The 20,874-nt window shown below is 72.8% G+C and carries 17 protein-coding genes, 1 other RNA gene and 2 pseudogenes; 10 read left to right on the forward strand and 10 right to left on the reverse strand.

Features of this window, described 5'->3' with window-relative positions:
- Window positions 1-404: 404 nt before the first annotated feature.
- Window positions 405-1,598: pseudogene (locus ACZ4VA_RS03505) on the reverse strand (hypothetical protein); the annotation flags it as partial.
- A gap of 649 nt (window positions 1,599-2,247) precedes the next feature.
- Between ACZ4VA_RS03505 and ACZ4VA_RS03510 the strand changes: the two are divergent.
- The 3 genes from ACZ4VA_RS03510 to ACZ4VA_RS03520 are packed head-to-tail and all read left to right on the forward strand — an operon-like array spanning window position 2,248 to window position 5,321.
- Window positions 2,248-3,108: a Nif3-like dinuclear metal center hexameric protein gene (locus ACZ4VA_RS03510; RefSeq protein WP_355786147.1), complete on the forward strand. Its 861-nt coding sequence runs from the start codon at window positions 2,248-2,250 to the stop codon at window positions 3,106-3,108.
- Window positions 3,105-3,848 carry a zinc ribbon domain-containing protein gene (locus ACZ4VA_RS03515; RefSeq protein ID WP_356167559.1) on the forward strand — a complete coding sequence of 248 codons (744 nt, stop codon included), beginning with the start codon at window positions 3,105-3,107 and terminating at the stop codon, window positions 3,846-3,848. Before ACZ4VA_RS03510 ends, ACZ4VA_RS03515 begins: the two co-directional genes overlap by 4 nt.
- A 15-nt stretch (window positions 3,849-3,863) precedes the next feature.
- Window positions 3,864-5,321, forward strand: a complete 1,458-nt coding sequence (locus tag ACZ4VA_RS03520; RefSeq protein WP_468079501.1) for a bifunctional RNase H/acid phosphatase — start codon at window positions 3,864-3,866, stop codon at window positions 5,319-5,321.
- 120 nt (window positions 5,322-5,441) lie between these two features.
- Here the strand turns inward: ACZ4VA_RS03520 and eda are convergent, their stop codons facing one another.
- Both eda and yaaA read right to left on the reverse strand, forming a co-directional pair.
- The gene (gene eda, locus ACZ4VA_RS03525; RefSeq protein WP_356167527.1) at window positions 5,442-6,134 is read right to left on the reverse strand and encodes a bifunctional 4-hydroxy-2-oxoglutarate aldolase/2-dehydro-3-deoxy-phosphogluconate aldolase; all 693 of its coding nucleotides are present in this window, start codon (window positions 6,132-6,134) and stop codon (window positions 5,442-5,444) included.
- Window positions 6,135-6,206: 72 nt separating this feature from the next.
- Window positions 6,207-7,007: a peroxide stress protein YaaA gene (gene yaaA / locus ACZ4VA_RS03530; protein ID WP_389391840.1), complete on the reverse strand. Its 801-nt coding sequence runs from the start codon at window positions 7,005-7,007 to the stop codon at window positions 6,207-6,209.
- A gap of 350 nt (window positions 7,008-7,357) precedes the next feature.
- Between yaaA and ACZ4VA_RS03535 the strand changes: the two genes are divergently transcribed.
- The 4 genes and pseudogenes from ACZ4VA_RS03535 to rnpB all read left to right on the forward strand — a co-directional run bounded on the left by ACZ4VA_RS03535 (window position 7,358) and on the right by rnpB (window position 11,305).
- Window positions 7,358-8,797, forward strand: a complete 1,440-nt coding sequence (locus ACZ4VA_RS03535) for an RNB domain-containing ribonuclease (protein ID WP_468079504.1) — start codon at window positions 7,358-7,360, stop codon at window positions 8,795-8,797.
- Window positions 8,798-9,079: 282 nt separating this feature from the next.
- Complete coding sequence (locus tag ACZ4VA_RS03540) at window positions 9,080-9,901, forward strand: helix-turn-helix transcriptional regulator (protein ID WP_355784456.1); 822 nt, start codon at window positions 9,080-9,082, stop codon at window positions 9,899-9,901.
- A 155-nt stretch (window positions 9,902-10,056) separates the two neighbouring features.
- Window positions 10,057-10,773 (forward strand): annotated as a pseudogene (locus ACZ4VA_RS03545) (DMT family transporter); the annotation flags it as partial.
- 118 nt (window positions 10,774-10,891) lie between these two features.
- An RNA gene (gene rnpB, locus ACZ4VA_RS03550) (RNase P RNA component class A) lies at window positions 10,892-11,305 on the forward strand.
- Window positions 11,306-11,397: 92 nt separating this feature from the next.
- Here rnpB and ACZ4VA_RS03555 read toward each other — a convergent pair.
- The 5 genes from ACZ4VA_RS03555 to ACZ4VA_RS03575 form a co-directional block, all read right to left on the reverse strand.
- Window positions 11,398-11,709, reverse strand: a complete 312-nt coding sequence (locus ACZ4VA_RS03555) for a hypothetical protein (protein WP_355784453.1) — start codon at window positions 11,707-11,709, stop codon at window positions 11,398-11,400.
- Window positions 11,709-13,097, reverse strand: a complete 1,389-nt coding sequence (locus ACZ4VA_RS03560; RefSeq protein ID WP_356167516.1) for a hypothetical protein — start codon at window positions 13,095-13,097, stop codon at window positions 11,709-11,711. Before ACZ4VA_RS03560 ends, ACZ4VA_RS03555 begins: the two co-directional genes overlap by 1 nt.
- Entirely contained in the window at window positions 13,094-13,543 is a 450-nt protein-coding gene (locus ACZ4VA_RS03565; RefSeq protein ID WP_355784448.1) for a hypothetical protein, read from the reverse strand. The genes ACZ4VA_RS03560 and ACZ4VA_RS03565 overlap by 4 nt, the downstream gene beginning before the upstream one ends.
- 185 nt (window positions 13,544-13,728) lie before the next feature.
- Window positions 13,729-14,070, reverse strand: coding sequence for a MazG-like family protein (locus ACZ4VA_RS03570; RefSeq protein ID WP_356167512.1), 342 nt, complete (start codon window positions 14,068-14,070; stop codon window positions 13,729-13,731).
- A 36-nt stretch (window positions 14,071-14,106) separates the two neighbouring features.
- Window positions 14,107-14,652, reverse strand: a complete 546-nt coding sequence (locus tag ACZ4VA_RS03575) for a DoxX family protein (protein ID WP_468079508.1) — start codon at window positions 14,650-14,652, stop codon at window positions 14,107-14,109.
- A gap of 140 nt (window positions 14,653-14,792) precedes the next feature.
- Between ACZ4VA_RS03575 and ACZ4VA_RS03580 the strand changes: the two genes are divergently transcribed.
- Together ACZ4VA_RS03580 and ACZ4VA_RS03585 are read left to right on the forward strand one after the other, a co-directional pair.
- Window positions 14,793-15,116, forward strand: a complete 324-nt coding sequence (locus tag ACZ4VA_RS03580; protein WP_452919066.1) for a nuclear transport factor 2-like protein — start codon at window positions 14,793-14,795, stop codon at window positions 15,114-15,116.
- A gap of 238 nt (window positions 15,117-15,354) precedes the next feature.
- The gene (locus ACZ4VA_RS03585) at window positions 15,355-16,704 is read left to right on the forward strand and encodes a D-alanyl-D-alanine carboxypeptidase family protein (protein WP_468079510.1); all 1,350 of its coding nucleotides are present in this window, start codon (window positions 15,355-15,357) and stop codon (window positions 16,702-16,704) included.
- 255 nt (window positions 16,705-16,959) lie between these two features.
- Here ACZ4VA_RS03585 and ACZ4VA_RS03590 read toward each other — a convergent pair whose 3' ends face one another.
- Window positions 16,960-17,718, reverse strand: a complete 759-nt coding sequence (locus tag ACZ4VA_RS03590) for an SDR family oxidoreductase (RefSeq protein ID WP_468079512.1) — start codon at window positions 17,716-17,718, stop codon at window positions 16,960-16,962.
- A gap of 133 nt (window positions 17,719-17,851) precedes the next feature.
- Between ACZ4VA_RS03590 and ACZ4VA_RS03595 the strand changes: the two genes are divergently transcribed.
- Window positions 17,852-19,507, forward strand: a complete 1,656-nt coding sequence (locus tag ACZ4VA_RS03595; protein ID WP_356167499.1) for an alkaline phosphatase D family protein — start codon at window positions 17,852-17,854, stop codon at window positions 19,505-19,507.
- Window positions 19,508-19,805: 298 nt separating this feature from the next.
- On the opposite strand, the gene ACZ4VA_RS03600 is transcribed toward ACZ4VA_RS03595, so the two are convergent.
- Window positions 19,806-20,807, reverse strand: coding sequence for a Gfo/Idh/MocA family protein (locus ACZ4VA_RS03600; RefSeq protein ID WP_355780243.1), 1,002 nt, complete (start codon window positions 20,805-20,807; stop codon window positions 19,806-19,808).
- Window positions 20,808-20,874 lie beyond the last annotated feature (67 nt).

The following is a 20,874-nucleotide window of genomic DNA, read 5'->3' on the forward strand; positions in this document are numbered from 1 at the left end:
GCGGCCTCGCCGGTCCGCGAGAGGAGCGGGGCACCGGTGCCCACGGAGACCGGTTCGGGGACGACCGGGGACAGCCGCGTAGTCGGCGGGTCGGTCAGGTCCGGCGATCCGACGGGGTCAGTCGAAGTGGCCAGAGCTGACGGAGTGGACTCAGGAACCGGTGTGGGACGCGGTACGGGGATCACCGGGGACCGTTCCGCGTGTACGGCGCCTGTCGGGGGCGTCACGCGAACCCAGGTCGGCTGCGCCACCGGGGAAGAGACCGGCACCTCTTCCGGAGCCACAGGCGCCACAACCGAATCCCCGGTCACGGTCGCCACCGACGCGGCACTCGCGCCCGTCGAGGTCGCCTCCCCGCCCACGGGTGCCGGAGCCGGAGGGCGCTTACGAGCCGGACGTGGACGGCCGGCGAGCGGCGCCTGTTGCAGCGGGACGGGGCGGGGGACCACAGGCTCCGCTGAGGCCGGCTGGTCCGGAACCGAGGAATCCGTCGGACCAGGCACCGGCACGGACACGCTGCCGATGACGCCGGCGTCCGGGGTCCCCACGGGCGCGGCGGTCCGGGCCACCCCGCAGGCCACCGTCCCGGTGGTGTAAGGCAGTTGCAGCACCCCGTCCCTGGTCCACAGGCCAGAACCCGCCAACCAGCCCTCGGGCGCCGGGAGATGGTGGACCTGCCGCTCGGCGGGCCGCCAGACGCCGACCCAGGTACCCGCGGCGCCGTCGATGCGCAGCGCCACCGCGCAGCTCTCCGGCGTCAGCACCTGCCCCGGCTGGATCGCGAACGGTGTCACCGAGCAGTCCGCCAGCCGCAGCGACTCCGGGAAGCGGACCGGCAGTGTGCTGCCCAGCACGCCCCAGCCCAGCCGGTCCTGCCCCGGCGCGTCCGAGCGGATCAGCAGCAGCCCGCTGTCGTGGTCCGCGAGCAGCAGCCGGTCGTTGCTGTCCTCGGCGATCTGCAGCAGCGGGGACACCTCGCCGCCGCGCTCGAGGTCGACCACGATCGTCTTGGTCCGGCCGGCCGACTCCCGGTCGAGGGCCAGCAGCCGCTCCGTACCGTCCAGCCAGACCCCGCCCGAACAGCGCCCCGGGATCTCGGCCAGGTGTTCGGGCCCGAAGGCGCCGCCCGCGACGAGCCACACGGCCGTGGAACACGGTCCGGCGGCGAGGGCGTACGCGCGCTCTCCGCCCGGCGCGGGGGGCAGCAGCCGCAGCCGGGTGCCCTCGTCGGGGCACTCGACCGCACCGAGCGGCAGCTCACCGGTCGCTGGACCGGTGGGGTACAGCAGCGAGAACGCGTGCCGCCCGTCGGTCACCCGGTGGATCAGTACGCGTCCGTCGGTCATCGGCAGCACCTCGGTGCCGGGCTCCTCGGGCTGGTTGCCGGGCAGCGGCACGGCGTACGGCTCGGGGCCGTCCAGGGTCCAGCGCTCCGGGAACCAGGACTCGCCGTCGCGGGCGAGGCGTGCGCCGTAGCTTCCGTCAGCGGTGATCACGCATCCGGGCCGCGGGGCCCGCTCGTTCCCGTCCGCCGCGGACGATGGGGGTCCCCCCGGCGCGGATGAAGTCGCGAGCCGGGGAGAGGCACAGGCCGTCATCGTTCGGTCACCTCCGGCGACGAAGCTAGTTTTCGCACGCACAGACGTGGGACCGGCGAGCGGCCGCTTCACACATAAGGGTGGCCCTGTCGCGATTCGCCTGAGGAAACGGGGACGCGTGTGCTGAGCGAGGCGCGAACACCCAGCCGAAAGCGCCCTGGAGCCCCCGGTTCCGGCCACCCGCAACGCCCCTCCGAGCACCCCGACGATCTCCAGGCACTCGTCCCCGCGGACGCACGTATGCCCCCCACCCGGACGCACGTATGCCCCCGGCCCCCATTCCCAGGACAAACCGGACGACTGTCCTGCCGGCCGACCACGACCCCAAGCCCGCGCCCCAACCCGCACCGAAGCCCCGGCCCCGAGCCTCACAGCTGAGCCCCCACGACCCGCGGTCGCCCCGCGACCGAAGGGGCCGTGCCGGTACGTCAAATGGCCGTCGAGACGGGGACGTACGCAGCCGAGGAACGCTGGTGACGGACGCCCACAACAACTACCGACGGCCGGATGTACCGGCACGGACCCGACCCACCCACCGGACCGAAGGCGCCCGACGCCCACCGGATGCCCCGACGCAGGCGGACCGCCCGGCAGGTCAAGTCACCCGCGACCGGTCGGACCGGGACGTGAGCCAGGTAGCCTTTTCCCCGTGCCCCGTCTGTCTGAAGTCATCGCCGCGCTCGACGCCCTCTGGCCGCCCGAGAGGGCCGAGGCCTGGGACGCGGTAGGCACGGTCTGCGGCGACCCCGACCAGGATGTCACCCGGGTGCTGTTCGCCGTGGACCCCGTCCAGGAGATCGTCGACGAGGCGGTGAAACTGGGCGCCGGACTGCTGGTCACCCACCACCCGCTCTACCTGCGCGGTACGACCACCGTCGCCGCGACGCACTTCAAGGGCCGCGCCGTCCACACGCTCATCAAGAACGACATCGCGCTGCACGTCGCGCACACCAACGCCGACCGCGCGGACCCGGGCGTCTCGGACGCCCTCGCCGGCGCCCTCGACCTGCGGGTCGTCCGCCCCCTCGTACCGGACCCGACCGACCCCGAGGGCCGCCGCGGCCTCGGCCGTGTCTGCGAGCTGGACCACCCGCTGACCGTCCGCGAGCTCGCCGCCCGCGCCGCCGAGCGGCTGCCGGCGACCGCTCAGGGCATCCGGGTCGCGGGCGACCCCGACGCACCCGTACGGACCGTCGCCGTCAGCGGCGGCTCCGGCGACAGCCTCTTCGACGCGGTGCGCGCCGCCGGCGTCGACGCCTTCCTCACCGCGGACCTGCGCCACCACCCGGCGTCGGAGTTCATGGCGGACGGCACCCACAGTCCTCTCGCGCTGCTCGACGCGGCGCACTGGGCCACCGAGTGGCCCTGGTGCGAGCTGGCCGCCGCCCAGCTCGACGAGATCTCCGACCGCCACGGATGGGGACTTCGCGTCCACGTCTCCAAGACGGTCACCGACCCCTGGACCGCCCACGCGGCCTCGACACCCACATCAACAGGAGCCCCCAACTGAACGCCGCGCCCGCCGACCAGATCCGACTCCTCGACGTCCAGTCCCTCGACGCCCGCCTGCAGCAGCTGGCGCACCGGCGCAGGTCGCTCCCCGAGCACGCCGAGATCGAGTCGCTGAACAAGGACCTCATCCAGCTGCGGGACCTGCTGGTCGCCGCGCAGACCGAGGAGAGCGACTGCGCCCGCGAGCAGACCAAGGCGGAGCAGGACGTCGACCAGGTGCGCCAGCGCGCCACCCGCGACCAGAAGCGCCTCGACTCCGGTGCCGTCTCGTCCCCCAAGGACCTGGAGAACCTCCAGCGCGAGATCACCTCCCTCGCCAAGCGGCAGGGTGACCTGGAGGACGTCGTCCTCGAGGTCATGGAGCGCCGCGAGTCCGCGCAGGAGCGGGTCGCCGAGCTGACCGAGCGGGTCTCCTCCGTCCAGTCGAAGATCGACGACGCGACGGGGCGCCGCGACGCCGCGTTCGAGGAGATCGACGGCGAGGCGGCCTCGCTGACGAAGGAGCGCGAGGTCGTCGCCGGCTCCGTGCCCGACGACCTGCTGAAGCTCTACGACAAGCTGCGCCAGCAGCAGGGCGGCGTCGGTGCGGCCCGGCTGTACCAGCGCCGCTGCGAGGGCTGCCGGCTGGAGCTCAACATCACCGAGGTCAACGAGGTGAAGGCGGCCTCCCCGGACACCGTCCTGCGCTGCGAGAACTGCCGCCGCATCCTGGTGCGCACGTCCGAGTCCGGCCTGTAGGGGACGGACGCTCGGGTGCGGGAGTTCATCGTCGAGGCCGACGGCGGTTCCCGGGGCAACCCGGGACCGGCGGGGTACGGCGCCGTGGTGATCGACGCGGCGACGGGGGAGACCCTGGCGGAGGCCGCCGAGTTCCTCGGCGTGGCCACGAACAACGTGGCGGAGTACCGGGGCCTGGTCGCGGGCCTGCGGGCGGCACGTGAGCTGGACCCGGCCGCCGTGGTCCGCGTCCGGATGGACTCCAAGCTGGTCGTCGAGCAGATGTCGGGCCGCTGGAAGATCAAGCACCCGGACATGAAGCCCCTCGCGGCCGAGGCCGCGCGGATCCTCCCGGCCTCCCAGGTCACGTACGAGTGGATCCCGCGCGAGCGGAACAAGCACGCGGACCGTCTCGCGAACGAGGCGATGGACGCGGGCAAGCGCGGCGAGCAGTGGTCGGCCGAGCGCTCCACGGCCGACCTGGCCGCCCGTGCGGCGCGGACCGCGGCGCCCGAGCCGTCGGGGCCGCCCGGCGACGCCGCCGCGGGTGCGGCGAGGGCCCGCGCGGCCCTGGCCCGCGGTGTCGGCACCTCCGCACCGACGGCCCCGGCACCGCCGGACGAGGCGGCAGACCGACGCGCGGCCGACGACGCCCGTGCCGCACGGAACGTAGCGAGAACAGCACACGCGGCGCCCACCGTGCTCCCCGCACACACGGACCCCACCGCACCCTCCACGCAAGCGCAGCCGCACGATGAGCCCCCCACCCCCACAAAGCGAACCACCCCCGCAGCCCCGACCTCTTCGGCCCCCTCGACCGGCTCGGCCCCCTCGATCGGCTCGACCGGCGCGACCCCACCCCCGGACCTGGGCGCACCCGCCACCTTCGTACTGCTGCGGCACGGCGAGACCCCGCTGACGCCGCAGAAGCGGTTCTCGGGGAGCGGCGGAAGCGATCCGTCGCTGTCGGAGGTGGGGCGGCACCAGGCGCGCCGGGTGGCGGCGGCGCTGGCCGCGCGCGGCACCATCGAGGCCATCGTGTCGTCGCCGCTGGCCCGGTGCCGGGAGACCGCCGGTGTCGTCGCCGAGCGGCTCGGGCTGGACGTGGTGGTCGAGGACGGCCTGCGGGAGACCGACTTCGGGGCGTGGGAGGGCCTGACCTTCGGGGAGGTCCGCGAGCGCCACCCCGAGGACCTGAACGCCTGGCTGCACTCGGCGGAGGCCGAACCGACCGGCGGCGGCGAGAGCTTCGAGGCCGTGGCGAGGAGGGTCGCCGTCACCCGGGACAAGCTCGTCGCCGCGTACGCAGGCCGCACCGTGCTGCTCGTCTCGCACGTGACGCCGGTCAAGACGCTCGTGCGGCTCGCGCTGGGCGCCCCGCCGGAGTCCCTGTTCCGCATGGAACTGTCGGCGGCCTCGCTGTCGGCCCTCGCGTACTACGCCGACGGGAACGCCAGCCTGCGCCTGCTCAACGACACCTCGCACCTGCGCTGAGGCCCGCCGGACCGTCCCCGGATTAGGACCGTCCGCGGATCGGGACCATCCCCGGATCAGGCCGTCCGCGGATCAGGCCGTCCGCGGATCAGGCCGTCCGCGGATCAGGCCGTCCCCGGATCAGGGGCGCAGCGCCGCCGCCTCCCGTGCGAGCGCCTCCACCCGGTCCCAGTCCCGGGCGGCCACGGCGTCCGCGGGGAGCATCCAACTGCCGCCCACGCAGCCGACGTTGGGCAGTGCCAGGTACTCCGGCGCGGTGGCGAGCCCGATGCCGCCCGTCGGGCAGAACCGGGCCTGCGGCAGGGGGCCGGCGAGGGACTTGAGGTAGGCGGTGCCGCCCGCGGCCTGCGCGGGGAAGAACTTCATCTCGCGAACGCCGCGTTCCAGGAGGGCCACGACCTCCGAAGTGGTGGACACCCCCGGCAGGAACGGCACCCCGGACGCCCGCATGGCCTCCAGCAGTACGTCCGTCCACCCCGGGCTGACGAGGAAGCGGGCGCCCGCGGCGACGGCGTCCGTCACCTGGGCGGGGGAGAGGACCGTACCCGCGCCGACCACCGCGCCGGGGACCTCCGCGGCGATCGCGCGGATGGCGGCCGGCGCGGCGGGCGTCCGCAGCGTCACCTCGATCGCCGGAAGCCCGCCCGCGACGAGAGCGCGCGCGAGCGGCACGGCGTCGGCGGCGTCCTCGACGACGACCACGGGGACGACGGGCGCGAGGTCCAGTACGGACCCCGCCGGCCGCGAGGGTACGGACCCGGCCTGCCGGGAGGGTTCGGAGGCAGGCGGAGACGGGGGCAGCGGCGAGGTCATGCCCTCATCCTGCCCATGATGCGCATCGTGCGCAACGACCGTTGCGTATGATGCAACGCCCATGCGATGGCGTCAGTGGATCTCGGTGACCACCACGTCCAGGTTCCAGCTCCGGCCGGCCTTCGCGGGCGCCTGCGCCTCCACCGTGTACCCGAGGTCCCGGAGCGCCTCCACCAGCTCGGCCGGGTGCGCGGGCGCGGCCCCGTCGGCGAGCAGGCCGCGGACGATCCGGCCCTTGGTCGCCTTGTTGAAGTGGCTGACGACCGAGCGCTTCTCGACCCCGTCGACCAGCTGCGCGTGCAGCACCCGCACCGTCGCCGTCCGCCCCGCGAGCTCACCCTTCGGCTTCCAGGCGCTCGCGTACGCGGAGGACCGCAGGTCGAGCACGAGCCCGGACCCGGCCACCTCCGGGATCGCCTCGGCCATCGGCGCCCGCCAGCACGCGCTCAACGCCCCGAGGCCCGGCAGCTTCACGCCCATCGAGCAGCGGTAGGACGGGATGCGGTCGGTCACCCGCACCGCGCCCCACAGCCCCGAGAACACGAGCAGCGACCGCGCGGCCCGCCGCTTGGCGGCCGCGTCCAGCGAGGCCAGGTCCAGGGCGTCGTACAGGACCCCCGTGTAGATCTCCCCGGCCGGCCGGGTGCCCGCGGTCCGCAGCCGCGCGTTCTTCGCGACCTCGCCGCGCAGTCCCTCGCTCAGGCCGAGGACCTCGCGGGCCTTCTCCTCGTCGCCGGTGCACAGATCGACCAGCTCGTCGAGGACGGCCTGCCGGGTCTCGGCTAGCCCCGGCAGGGACAGCGAGTCCGTCTTCAGAGCGGTTCCCCGGCCGGACGGGGCCTTTCCCTCGGAGGGCGGCAGCAGGACGAGCACGGTTGTTTCTCCTCAGCAGTGGGGTGGCCCGGCGCCAGGGTACGAGGTCCCGACAGACCGCCCGCCCACCCGGGGGCACCCCCTCCGCACCCTCTCCGACCCCCGCTTGCCTACCCGGGGGCACCCCCTGCGACCCGCGCCTGCGCACCGGGGGGCGCGTCCTGCGACCCCCGTCCACGCACCCCGGGGCACCTCCTGCGACCCCCGCCCGCCCACCCGAGGGCGCCCCATCCGGCCCCCCGGCCGCCCCCACGAGAACCCTCCACGCGACGCCTGCCCGGGGACCCCTCCGGTCCCCGGCGGACACCCCCGGTACGACCGCCGCGCCGATTTCTGCCTACGCTCGCACCATGCCTCGCCGTCTCATACGTGTCACCGGAGCAGCGGAGGCCCCGCTGCGGGCCGCGCTGCGTGCGCTGCGTACCGAACTCGACGTGCCCGAGACCTTCCCGGCCGGCGTCCTCGCCGACGCCGAGCAGGCCGCGAAGGCACCCCGCCTGCCGTCGTACGACGCGACGGACGTACCGCTGTTCACCATCGACCCGCCCGCCTCCACCGACCTCGACCAGGCCATGCACCTGGAGCGCACGCCCGGCGGATACCGCGTCCGCTACGCCATCGCCGACGTCGCCGCGTTCGTCGCCCCCGGCGGCGCCCTGGACGCCGAGGCCCACCGCCGGGTCTCGACCCTCTACTTCCCCGACGAGCGGGTCCCGCTGCACCCTCCGCGGCTCTCCGAGGACGCGGCCAGCCTGCTGCCCGACCAGGTCCGCCCGGCCGTGCTGTGGACGATCGACCTCGACGCGGACGGCCGTACGGAGTCGGCGGACGTCCGCCGGGCCCTGGTCCGCAGCCGCGCCAAGCTCGCCTACGAACAGGCGCAGCGCCAGATCGACACGGGCACGGCGGAGGAACCGCTCGCCCTCCTGAAGGAGATCGGACTGCGGCGCGAGCGGCTGGAGGCGGAGCGCGGCGGCATCTCCCTCGGCGTCCCCGAGCAGGAGATCGTCGAGCACGACCACACCTACGAACTCGAATTCCGCGCCTCGCTCCCCGCCGAGGGCTGGAACGCCCAGATCTCCCTGCTGACCGGGATGGCGGCGGCCGACCTCATGCTCGCGCACGGCACCGGCGTCCTGCGCACCCTCCCGGCCGCCCCCGACGGCGCCGTCGGCCGGCTGCGCCGCACTGCCAAGGCGCTGCGCATCGACTGGCCGCACCATGTCTCGTACGCCGAGCTGATCCGTTCCCTCGAGCCGCACCTGCCGCACCACGCGGCCTTCCTCCAGGAGTGCACGACGCTGCTGCGCGGCGCCGGCTACACCGTCTTCCGCGACGGCGCGCTCCCCGAACTGACCTCGCACGCCGCCGTCGCCGCGCCCTACGCCCACTGCACCGCCCCGCTGCGCCGGCTCGTCGACCGCTACGCCGCGGAGATCTGCCTCGCCGCCGCGGCCGGCGAGGCGGTCCCGGACTGGGTGACGGCCGCCCTCGACGAACTCCCCGGCGAGATGGCCGAGGGCGCCCGCCGCGCGGGCTCCGTGGAACGCGCGTGCGTGGACACGGTGGAGGCGGCCCTGCTCCAGGACCGGGTCGGCGACCTCTTCGACGGCTGCGTGGTGGACGTGAAGGACCACGAACCCACCGTCGGCACCGTCCAGTTGCGCGACCCGGCGGTCGTCGCCCGCATCGAGAGCGCCACGGCACCGCTCCCCCTCGGGGAACGCCTGCGGGTGCGCCTCACCCAGGCGGACCCGGCGACGGCGAAGGTGCAGTTCGCCCCCGCCTGAGGCCCGCACCCGCCCGGACGCCCCCACCACGGAGGGCGTCCGGGCGCCGTCCGTACAGCGGCGGCATACAGCGCGCCGTCGGCGCGTTGCCCAGACGAAGAGGACGGGACGCCGAAGACGCGACGCGAGACGCCGAACATCGCGGACGTGGACGAGACACCAGACAGCGAAGACGTGAAGACCGGACGTGAAGACCGGACGTGAAGACCGGACGTGAAGACCGGACGCGACGACGAAGGCGAAGCCGACCGGACCGCATCGGACATCGGGAGGGAGGGGCCGGTGAGCGCACGGGAAGAGGCCAGCTGGACGCGGGCCACCCTGGGCCGCGGCGGACCGCACCTCGACCTGCTCACGGCGCGCTTCGACCGGCACCGCTACGCCCCGCACGCCCACGAGGAGTTCACGGTCGGCGTCTGCGTCGGCGGCGCCGAGGTCATCGACTACCGCGGCGGCCGGCTCCGACCCGGCCCCGGCTCGATCGTCGTACTCGCCCCGGGAGAGACGCACACCGGAGGCCCCGCGGCCTGCGACGGCTACGCGTACCGCGCGCTGTACCCGGACGCCGCCCTGCTCACCGAGGGCACCCTCGCCCCGCCGAACTTCCGCGAAGCCCTCCTCGACGACCCCGAACTCGCCGCGGCCCTGTGCACCGCGCACGCCGAACTGAGCGCCTGCCCCGACCCGCTGGAGGCCGAGTCGCGCCTCCCGTGGCTGCTCACGGCCCTCGCCCGCCGGCACTCCACGGCCCGCCCGGTCTGCGACACGGTGCCGGGCGCCTCGGCCGTCGCCAGGGCAGTACGCGACCGGCTCGCCGACGAACTGCTGGCCCCGCCGTCCCTGGCCGACCTCGCGGCCGACCTGGGCCTGTCCCGCTACCAGCTCCTGCGGGCCTTCCGTACGACGACGGGCATGCCGCCGTACGCCTGGCTCGCCCAGCACCGGGTCGGCCGGGCCCGGGGACTCCTGGAGGCCGGGCACCGTCCCGCGGAGGTGGCGGGGCTGGTGGGGTTCGCGGACCAGGCGCACCTGACGCGCTGGTTCCGCAGGGTGCTGGGCGTGACGCCGGCCGCGTACCGGGCGAGCGTGGCGCCGACGGCGTAGGCCGGTGGGAGGCCCGACCCCGGGGTGACCCGCGGGACAGTGCCGCAACAGCGTTCAAGACACCCCGCCGCGGGCCGCCGACACTCGTCCCCATGACTGCACGTGGCTGGCTCCTCTTCTCCCTGATGGGAGTCCTCTGGGGCATCCCCTATCTGATGATCAAAGTGGCGGTGGACGGGGTCTCCCCGACCATGGTCGTGTTCTCGCGCTGTGCGCTCGGCGCGGCCCTGCTGCTTCCCTTCGCCCTGCGCCAGGGCGGGCTGCTCACCGTCGTACGGGCCCACTGGCGCCCCATGCTGGCCTTCGCCTGCATCGAGATCATCGGGCCCTGGTGGACGCTGACGGACGCGGAGCGGCACCTCTCCAGCTCCACGGCGGGACTGCTGATCGCCGGGGTCCCCATCGTCGGCGTGGTCCTCGCCCGCTTCTTCGGCGACACGGAACAGCTCGGCGCCCGCCGCACCACCGGGCTCGCCCTGGGACTCGCGGGCGTCGCCGTCCTGACCGTGCCGCACCTGACCGGCGGCGACGCGCGGTCGCTGGCCGAGGTGCTGCTGACGGTCATCGGCTACGCGACGGCGCCGCTGATCATGGCCCGCCACCTCAAGCAGGTCCCGACGCTCCAGCTGATAGCCCCGTGCCTGCTCCTGGCCACCGTCGTCTACGCCCCGGCGGCGGCCCTGACCTGGCCGTCCTCGCTCCCGTCGGCCCCGGTCCTCGCCTCGCTCGCCGGTCTGGGCGTCATCTGCACGGCCCTGGCCTTCGTGGTCTTCCTCGAACTGATCCGAGAGGCGGGACCGACCCGCGCGGTCGTCTTCACGTACGTCAACCCGGCCGTGGCGGTGGCGGCCGGGGTGCTGTTCCTGGACGAGTCCCTGACGCTCACGGTCGGGGCCGCGTTCGCGCTGATCCTCGCGGGTTCGTTCCTGGCGACGGCGGCCTCGGGGCGGCGGGGGTCCGGACGCCCGGTAGCATGGCGGGTACGGCAGACGAGCCGGGCGGACGGCCGCGTGGAGGTTCTTGTGGACCTCCCCGAGGAACGTCCGGGCTCCACAGGGCAGGGTGGTGGCTAACGGCCACCCGGGGTGACCCGCGGGACAGTGCCACAGAAAACAGACCGCCAGGGATTTCGGTCCCCGGTAAGGGTGAAACGGTGGTGTAAGAGACCACCAGCGCCTGAGGTGACTCAGGCGGCTAGGTAAACCCCACCCGGAGCAAGGTCAAAAGGAGACACCTTTTGGAATATAAAGGCGTCTCTGCGCGGACGTTCGAGGGCTGCCCGCCCGAGTCCGCGGGTAGACCGCACGAGGCCGGCGGCAACGCCGGCCCTAGATGGATGGCCGTCTCCCGGCCGACCGCGAGGTCGACCGGCGACAGAACCCGGCGTACAGCCCGACTCGTCTGCCGCTCAGGTCACTGACCTGAGGCGGGGGTGGCTGATCGCGTGCAATTTGTTCGTCAGGGCGGCGTCCAGGTCCGACGGTTGCTCTGGGCCCCTAAGCTCCCAGAGCCCAACGTGCTCCGGCGACCGCGCCCAACAGCAGAACCGGGAGCATCCACCACCACGGCATGGCTCTCCGCACCGAAGGCGCCAGCCACAGCGCCGCTGCGGCCCCGGCGGACGCGATGGTGACGACGCACGACAGAACGATCCCGGCGTACGCGTCGTCGTCCCACGTCCCGGACGGACTGATGGTCAGTGCCGTCCAGCAGAAGTACGCGGCGATGAGTGTGAACAGGGTGAGCGGTACGGCGAGGACGACACGGAGACAACCGCGGTCGTCGTCCACGCGGGAAGGGCTGGTCATCAGCGCAGTGCGTTCCTTGCCTCGTTCAGATCGTTCGCGAACCCACGCCCGTAGGCCTGGGCGTCGTCGGTCTCCCAGTACGGCCCGCCGTTGTAACGCGCGGCGAGCTCCTGGTACTGAACCGGCGTCATCTCCTCGGGCGGCACATCGGCGAAGTCGCTCTCCGCTTTCAGCTGAGCCAGGTACTCCGAGGCGATGAACATGTTCTGCGCGGGGTCCTGCAAGGCCGTCTCCACCATGCCGCGCTGCTGGTCGGTGAGATGCTCAGGGTCGTAGCCGAGAACCTCCGCGCCGCGCCGCACCTGGATGGCGATGGGGCCCATGGAGGTGTTGTCCGGGTCACCGCCGAGGCGCCACGGCAGGCTCTCTGGAGCGATCGGACTGAGGGGAGAGTCCGCCTGTTCGCGGAGGGTGTCGGTCATGTCGTCCAGGATGCCGGGCTGCCCGCCGATCTCCTGCCACGCGATACCGGCGACCATGTCCGGCGGCAGTCCCGAATTCCGTGCCGCGGCCTTGATGATCTCCTTGTTCGCCGCGATCCATTCGGCCCGCTCTTGTGCGTTGGACGGCGGGCTCCAGTAACTGTCCGTCGCGCCAGGAAGGTTGGCGACCTGCAGGCGTATGTCTTTCAGGGTCGGGGAGACGATGTCGTCACCGGCAACGGGGTAGTAATCCTGCTTCGGCCCGCTGCCAGGCAGCCGCGTCAGGGGATTCGCGCTCGCCTCGGCCGCTTCCTGCCGCAGCTCCGAGATCGCCGAGACGATGTCTACGCGTTGGATGAATCCCATACGGAAATCAGGCAGCAGGTCGTACGCCTGCTTCAGCTCGTGTACGCAGATCTCGCGTGCCTCGTGCTCTGTGGTCCTGGCCAGATGGAAGTCCCCGCCGGCGGCGTCGTGCAGCCGGTTCGCGTCGTCGCGGATGTCATCGACATCCATGGTCAACTCGGCGAAGAAGTCCATGACGCCGGTGGTGGCGCGCATGTCCTCCCACTGGCGCATCGGCTCAGCCTCCTGAGCATCACGGGTGATCGCCGTGCCCTTGGTGTGGATCAGGTCCGCGAGCAACCGCTCGTTCGCCTTGCCGTTGGAATAGTGGGCCTTGGCGACCCCCAGCGCGAAGGCATAACTGAGCAGAGCGCTGGACGCCTTGTCATAACCCTCTGCGAGCTGCGCGACCAGCTTGCGCCCCTCGGAGAGCCGGGCTTCGTAGTGCTGGCTGCCTTCGCTCTTCCATTGTGTGTGCTTCTCGGCGCGCTCGGCGGAAGGGTCGACCGCTACGAGCATGTCGTGCAGGCGCTTGAACTCGTCGGCGTTCCGCTCGACGAGGGCCGGGTTGCAGTCCTCCAGGAACTCGACATCCTTGCGGTGGCTGATGCCGCTGCTCATCGCCCCTCCGGCGCGACGTACTGGCCGTACTTCAGTACGTTGTCGAGGAACTGTTGAGCCGTGTCGTCGTCTATCTTCACGAAGTCGCTGCCGGTCGTCCTGAGACGAGTGGACAGTGCCGCGAACACGGCGACCGCGTCCAAGTACTGATCGTCGGCGAATTCGGCGAACCGTCTCACCTGCTTGGCCACGTCCTCGGGCGCCCGGGGTTCCCGGGCCATGGTGGTCAGTTCGGCATCGGGTCGACCCTCGTGGAGAAAGCCCGCGATCTCGATCAGGAGATTCGAGTTGCCATTGATCGACTCGGCCTTCGCGAGCAGGGAGCCGGCGGCAGGTGCGGCGGTTCCCCCACCGCCGTCTGCCGGCAACTGATCTATTTGCATGCCCGTCTGCTGACGCGCCAGCGCGTCGGCCTTCAACTGGGCCCACTCCTCCTCGAAAGACAACGGCTCCCCCTACTTCGTCGCCTCGAACGGTCAATCGATCATGCCACTGGAAGGGTGTGTACAGAAACCTTGTCGCTCCGCATGGGAGCCGGTTCACACACCGTCCGGGCAACACGTGCACAACTCAACAACTCTGCACGGCCATTGACGATGGACGACTGGGGACCCGCAGGCCGTCGCACTCCTCAGGGTGTCTGCGACGACCCCAACGCCCGCTCCGCCACCCCCCTCAGATGCTCCGTCAAGACCCCCCGAGCGTCCGGCGTCAAGGTGCGGAGGGCCACCAGGGCCGTGATGACGACGTCGCAGAGTTCCGCGCGGACGTCGTCCCACGTGTGGCTCGTGCCCTTGCGCGGGTTCTGGCCCGTCGCGCCGATCACCGCCTGGGCGACCTCGCCGACCTCCTCCGAGAGCTTCAGCATCCGCAGCAGGAGTCCCTCCGGGCCGTCGTGCGTCCGGTTGTCGTCCAGCCAGGTGTGCAGGTCCTCGATGGTGGCCCAGAGTTCCTCAGCGGTGTGATCAGCCATGAGGTCAGTCTCCCGGCCCGGGGCCCGGGCCGGCGCCTACTCCTCGAACAGCGAATCCTGTTCGCCCTCGGCCGCGCGCCGTACCCGCTTGTTGCGGGTGCCGACCACGGCGATCGTCCCCGCCGCCGCCGCGGCCAGCGCCACCGGCACCATCCAGCTGCGGTTCACCGCGTGGCCGAGCAGGCTGTCCAGCGAGAGGCGGCCCGGCCCCGTCACGGCGAGGCCCGCCGCGGCCAGGCCCAGGGACGCGGCGTACTCGTAGCCGCCGCTCGCCGCGAAGAACCCGCTGGGCGCGTGCACGGCCGTCGCGCCGGCCATCGCGCCGGCCGCCGCCGCACCCGCCGCCGGGGTCGCGAGGCCCAGCGCCAGCATCACGCCGCCGCCCGCCTCCGCGACGCCCGTGGCCACCGCACTGGGCTTCCCCGGCGCGTACCCCATGGCCTCCATGGCCGTGGCGGTCTCGGAGAGGCCGCCTCCGCCGAACCAGCCGAACAGTTTCTGCGCCCCGTGCGCGGCCAGCACCCCGCCGGTGCTCAGACGGAGCAGCAGCAGTCCCAGGTCGCTTCGGTTGTAACAGGTCACAATGACTCCCAGAGCAGAGCGGCGGACAGCGGTGGACGGACCCCCTCCCGCGTCCACCCTCGCACCGATCCCCGGAGTCCGGCGGGCCCGGGCGGCCGTACGGGTGGCGGCCTCCCGGGCGTGGTGTGAGTCTGGGCGGCATGACGATTCAGGTGACCAAGCTCAGCGACCCGGCCGTCCGGGCCTTCGTCGGCGCCGTGAACGCGCACGACCGCGAGGCCTTCCTGGCCGTCCTAACCCCGGACGCCACCATGGCCGACGACGGGTCCGAACGCGACCTCGCCGACTGGACCGACCGGGAGATCTTCTCCTCCCACGGCCACATGGAGGTCGACAACGAGTCCGACGGCGGCCGCGCCCTCATCGCCCGGTACAGCAACGACACCTGGGGCGAGATGAAGACCCGGTGGAGCTTCGTCGTCGAGGACGGCAAGATCTCCCGGTTCGAGACCGGTCAGGCCTGAACGACGGACGCGACAGCGGTCTGAACGGCCGCCCTGACGGCGGTCTGGACGCGCTCAACGGCGGCCCGTACGACGGGTCTTGTCCCCTTGGGACCTACCCCGCGCACCCCTACGGTGCCCGCCGCCGCGCGCCCTTCCGTCCGGTCGGCGTCGGGATCACAATCTCTTGGGGCGCACCATGCCTTTTCTTTAAGACCCCGCCGCGCGGCGTCACAGGCGCGCTTTGTACGGTCCCGGGATGCGTGATTCCTCTCGGCTCACCCGCCGTGCCGCTCTCGGCCTCGCCGCCGCCGTCCCCCTGGCCGCGGCCGGGCCCGCCGCCGCCGTCTCCACGATCGGAGGCGAGCGGCTCGGCCGTACCGGCGTCCAGTCGCGCGGCGCCTCGGGACTGCCCGAACTCACCGCCCGTGCCTGGCTGATCGCCGACCACGAGAGCGGGCGGGTGCTCGCCTCGTACAACGCGCACCGCCGGCTGGCTCCCGCGTCCACCCTGAAGATGCTGTTCGCGGACACGGTGCTGGAGAAGTTCGACCGGGGCGAGCGGCACACGGTGACCGACGCGGAACTGGCCGACGTCCCGGCGGGCTCCAGCCTCGTCGGCATCCGGCCCGGAATCACGTACACCGTCGAGCAGTTGTGGCTCGGGGTCTTCCTGCGGTCGGGCAACGACGCGGTGCACGTGCTGAGTCACATGTACGGCGGGATGGACCGTACCGTCGCCGCGATGCAGGCCAGGGCAACCGACCTCCAGGCCCTGGACACGCACGTGGTCAGCCCCGACGGCTTCGACCACAAGGGGCAGTTGTCCTCCGCGTACGACCTGACGCTGTTCGCCCGGCACGGCCTGCGCGACGCCGACTTCCGCGCCTACTGCGCGACGCGGACCGCCGATTTCCCGGCGGGCGGGAAGAAGACCTTCCAGATCCAGAACACCGACCGGCTGCTGACGGGCGCCTGGGGCATGGAGACGTACCCCGGCCTGATCGGGGTGAAGAACGGCTACACCAGTCACGCCGGCAACACCTTCACCGGTGCGGCCACCCGCGACGGCCGTACGCTCCTGGTCACCGTGCTGCACCCCAAGAGCGGCGGGAACGGCGTCTACAAGGAGACGGCCGCCCTGCTCGACTGGGGCTTCAAGTGGGCGGGCCGGGCCGAGCCGGTGGGTGTGCTGGTCGATCCGGTCAGCGAGGGCGGCGCGCGGGCCTCGGCGACCGGCAAGCCCGGCAAGGGCGCGGCGGGCGCTCCGGCGTCCCACGCGTCGGGTTCCTCGTCCAACTGGGGTCTGGTGGCCGGGTCCTGGGCCGCGGTGCTGGCGCTGGGGGCCGGGGCGTTCGCGGTGCGCGGCCGCCGCGCCAAGCGGGCCGCCGGGGGCGGTGAGCAGCCGGGCGGGCCTCTCGGCAAGCGGGCTGCCGGCAGTGGTGAGCGGCCGGGCGGGTCTCATGGTGAGAGTGCTGCCGGGAGTGGTGAGGGGCCGGAGGGGCCTCACGGTGAGAATGCTGCCGTGGAGCCGGCACCGGCGGACGGTCACCGCGACAAGGACACCGCGGGAGGCGTCGAACAGCCGGACAGCCCTCGCGGGGAGTGAAGGGGGAACCCCGACGTATGGCGGGGCGGCCCTCCCGGGTCCGGTGTACGTCTCGCCGTCCCGCGCGAGACCCACCCCCTCCGGACCGGGGACGGCCGCCCCTCCCCCCTCGGAATGGCTGCGGAAGCTCTGTGCTCCAACTGTGAAGCTCTGTGGGAGAGGAGTCGAGCATAGGCCTGTCACCGGCCGCGATACCCCGGACGGACGGCCTCCGCTTGTGGAGGTTGAGGTCTTGACGAACCGGGGCCGGCGGTCTCAGCCGCGGCCCACGTAGGGCATCGCCGTCGCCAGCACCGTCGCGAACTGCACGTTCGCCTCCAGCGGCAGCTCCGCCATGTGCCGCACCGTGCGCGCCACGTCCGCCACGTCCATCACGGGCTCGACGGCCAGTTCGCCGTTCGCCTGGAGCGTGCCCGTCCGCATGCGCTCGGTCATGTCGGTGGCCGCGTTGCCGATGTCGATCTGTCCCACCGCGATCCGGTACGGGCGGCCGTCCAGGGAGAGCGCCTTGGTCAGCCCGGTCAGCGCGTGCTTGGTCGCCGTGTAGGCCACGGACTGCGGGCGGGGCGTGTGCGCGGAGATCGAGCCGTTGTTGATGATCCGCCCGCCCTGCGGCTCCTGCTCCTTCATCTGCCGGTACGCCGCCTGCGCGCACAGGAACGCCCCGTTGAGGTTGGTGTCCACCACGTGCCGCCAGGCGTCGTAGGGGAGTTCCTCGACCGGGACTCCGCCGGGCCCGAACGTGCCCGCGTTGTTGAAGAGCAGGTCCAGGCGCCCGAAGCGCTCGCGGACGGCCGCGAAGAGGGCGGTCACGTCGCCGGGGTCCGAGACGTCCGTGCGCAGGACCAGGGAGGGGCTGCCGGGTGCCAGGGCGGCCGTCTCCTCCAGAGGGCCGGTCCGGCGGCCGGCGAGCGCCACCGACCAGCCCGTGCGCAGCAGTTCCACGGCGACCGCGCGGCCGATGCCGGAGCCCGCCCCGGTCACCACCGCCGTCTTCGTTTGCATGGCATTCATGGCCCCGCAGCGTACGGGAGGGTCCGCCGTCCGGAACTCATCCATCCGCCATCTGGCTGTTGTGTACGCGACAGTCCAGCGTCGACCCTGACCACTCCAATGCCTCGTACAACCACCGTCAGGGGAGGGCCAGATGACACCCGCAGCGCATCAGCCACCGCACGCCCCGTCCCGGCACGCAGCCGAACTGCGCGCCGCCGCCCGGCACATCGGACGCCGCCGCTTCCTCACCGTCACCGGCGCCGCCGCCGCACTCGCCTTCGCCGTCGACCTGCCGACCGCGGGCGTCGCGAGCGCCGCCGAACTCGACGCCGCGAAGATAGGGGACGACCCCTTCACCCTCGGCGTGGCGTCGGGCGACCCGCTGCCCGGCTCCGTGCTCCTGTGGACCCGGCTCGCCCCGGCGCCCTACCAGGCCGACGGCGGACTGCCCCGGGAGCGCGTCGTCGTGCACTGGGAGCTGGCCCACGACGAGCGCTTCCGCCGCATCGTCAGACGCGGCACCGCCCTCGCGCACCCCGAGTTCAACCACACGGTCCACGTCGAGGTCGGCCACCTCGACGCCGACCGGGTCTTCTACTACCGCTTCCGCGCCGGCAGCTGGGTCAGCCCGGCGGGCCGCACCCGCACCGCGCCCGCCACCCGCAGCCGCACCTCCGGACTCACCCTCGCCGCGGTCTCCTGCCAGGCGTACCACGACGGCTACTTCACCGCGTACAAGCACCTCGCCGAGGACGACGTCGACGTGGTCTTCCACCTCGGTGACTACCTCTACGAGTACGCCGTCAACTCCGTCGGCGGCGCCCGCAAGTACACCGACCGCACGTTGCCCGACCTCTTCAACCACGAGACCGTGACCCTGGAGGACTACCGGCTGCGGTACGCCCTCTACAAGTCCGACCCCGACCTGCGGGCCGCCCACGCCGCCCACCCCTTCGTCGTCACCTGGGACGACCACGAGACCGAGAACAACTACGCCGACGACATCGACGAGAACGGCAACCCGCCGGAGGAGTTCCTGCTGCGCCGGGCCGCCGCCTACCGCGCCTACTGGGAGAACCAGCCGCTGCGCCGCCCGCAGCTGCCCGACGGACCCGACGCCCAGCTGTACCGGCGGCTGCGGTGGGGCAGGCTCGCCCAGTTCGACATCCTCGACACCCGCCAGTACCGCTCCAACCAGGCGTACGGCGACGGCTCGCACGTCCCCGGGCCCGAGTCGGACGACCCGGCACGCACCATCACCGGGGCCACGCAGGAGCGCTGGCTGATCGACGGCTGGCGCGACTCGCGGGCGCTGTGGAACGTGGTCCCGCAGCAGGTCACGTTCTCCCAGCGCAAGCTGGACCTCAACCCGGTCGCCAAGGTGTCGATGGACGCCTGGGACGGCTACCGCGCCTCCCGCGAGCGGGTCCTCGCCGGGGCCAGGTCGGCCGGGATCGAGAACCTGATGGTGCTCACCGGAGACGTCCACGTCGGGTACGCCTTCGACATCAAGGACGACTTCGACGACCCGGCGTCGGCCACGCTCGGCACCGAGATCGTCGCCACGTCGATCTCCAGCGGCAAGGACGGCGCGGAGCGGCCCGCCAACTGGGAGACGTACACCAAGGCCAACCCGCACCTGAAGTTCTACAACGGGCGGCGCGGCTACGTGACCGTCGAGCTCGGGCGCGAGGCGGCGCGGGCCGACTTCAAGACGGTGTCCGCGGTGACGACGCCGGGCGCGCCGATCACCACGGCCGCGTCCTTCGTGACGGAGGTGGGCGACCAGGGCCTCAAGCCGGCCTGAGTGAGCGCGGGTCGCCGCTCCGTCCCGGCCTGATCCGGAGCGGGTCGCCGTCTCCGTCCCGGTTCCGGCCGGGGCCGGGTCGCGCCCCGGCTGGGTCCCTTTGGGCCGGGGCCGGGCGGTGACCCGCGTGGAATGCCTCCGGGGCGGCCGTGACCGGCGTCGCGTGACCGGCGGTTCGTCCCCGCCGGACGCCGTGACGTCTGTCGGACGCCGTGATGCCGGCCGGTCGCCGTGATGCCGGCCGGAGACGGCGATGCCGGCCGGAGACGCCGGTCAGGCCGGACCCGAACGGCGGGACCTAGCGGGTCTCTCCGGGGTAGTGGACGCCGATGCGGTCGCGGACCGCGTCGAGCGTGCGCATCACGGCGAGGGTGCCGTCCAGCGGGACCAGCGGCGACTCGGTCTCGCCGGCGCGCAGGGCCCGCATCACCTCGACGGCCTCGTGCTTCATGCTGTTGCGGGGTCCGCTCGCCGGGTCGGCCAGGAACTTCTCGGGGTCGCGGCCGTCGCGGTGCAGGACGAAGTGGTCCGGGAAGAAGAAGCCGTCCGGGATGTCGATGCGGCCCGCGGAGCCGGTGACCGACGCGGACACCGGGGTGCCGCCGCTGATGGAGCAGTGCACCGAAGCGAGAGCGCCGCTCTCGTAGGAGAGCAGTGCACCCGTCTGGAGATCGACGCCCTCATCCGAGAGCACCGCTCTCGCCGTCACGTCCGACGGCTCCCCGAGCAGCAACTGCGCGAACGAGACCGGGTACACGCCGAGATCGAGGAGCGCGCCGCCGCCCTGCGCGGGGTCCCGCAGCCGGTGCGAGGGCGGGAACGGCCCGGCCAGCCCGAAGTCGGCCTGCAGCGTGCGGACCTCACCGATCGCACCGTCGTCCACCAGCGCCTTCAGTCGCCGGACCAGCGGATTGCAGTACATCCACATGGCCTCCATCAGGAAGCTGCCCCGCTCTCGGGCGAGCGTCACCAGCTCCCGCGCCTCGCGCGCGTTCAGCGTGAACGCCTTCTCGCACAGCACGTTCCGCCCGGCCTCCAGGCACAGGCCCGCCGCCGCCCGGTGCGCCGAGTGCGGCGTGGCCACGTACACCACGTCCACGTCCTCGTCGACGGCGAGCGACGCCCAGTCGCCGTAGGCCCGGGGTATCGCGAACCGCTCCGCGAACGCTTTCGCGGACTCCTGGCTGCGCGACGCCACCGCTACGAGCTCCGCGTCCGGCAGATCCACCAGATCCGCCGCGAACGCCGCCGCGATCCCTCCGGTCGCCAGAATTCCCCACCGCACGCTCTCGCCCGCCATTACCCGGCCCCTCGCCCTGTGACCCCGAACACTCCGTACGAGCTGAGAGCATAGGTGGCGGACCTGA

The sequence above is a fragment of the Streptomyces sp. NPDC028308 genome, from assembly GCF_055565855.1.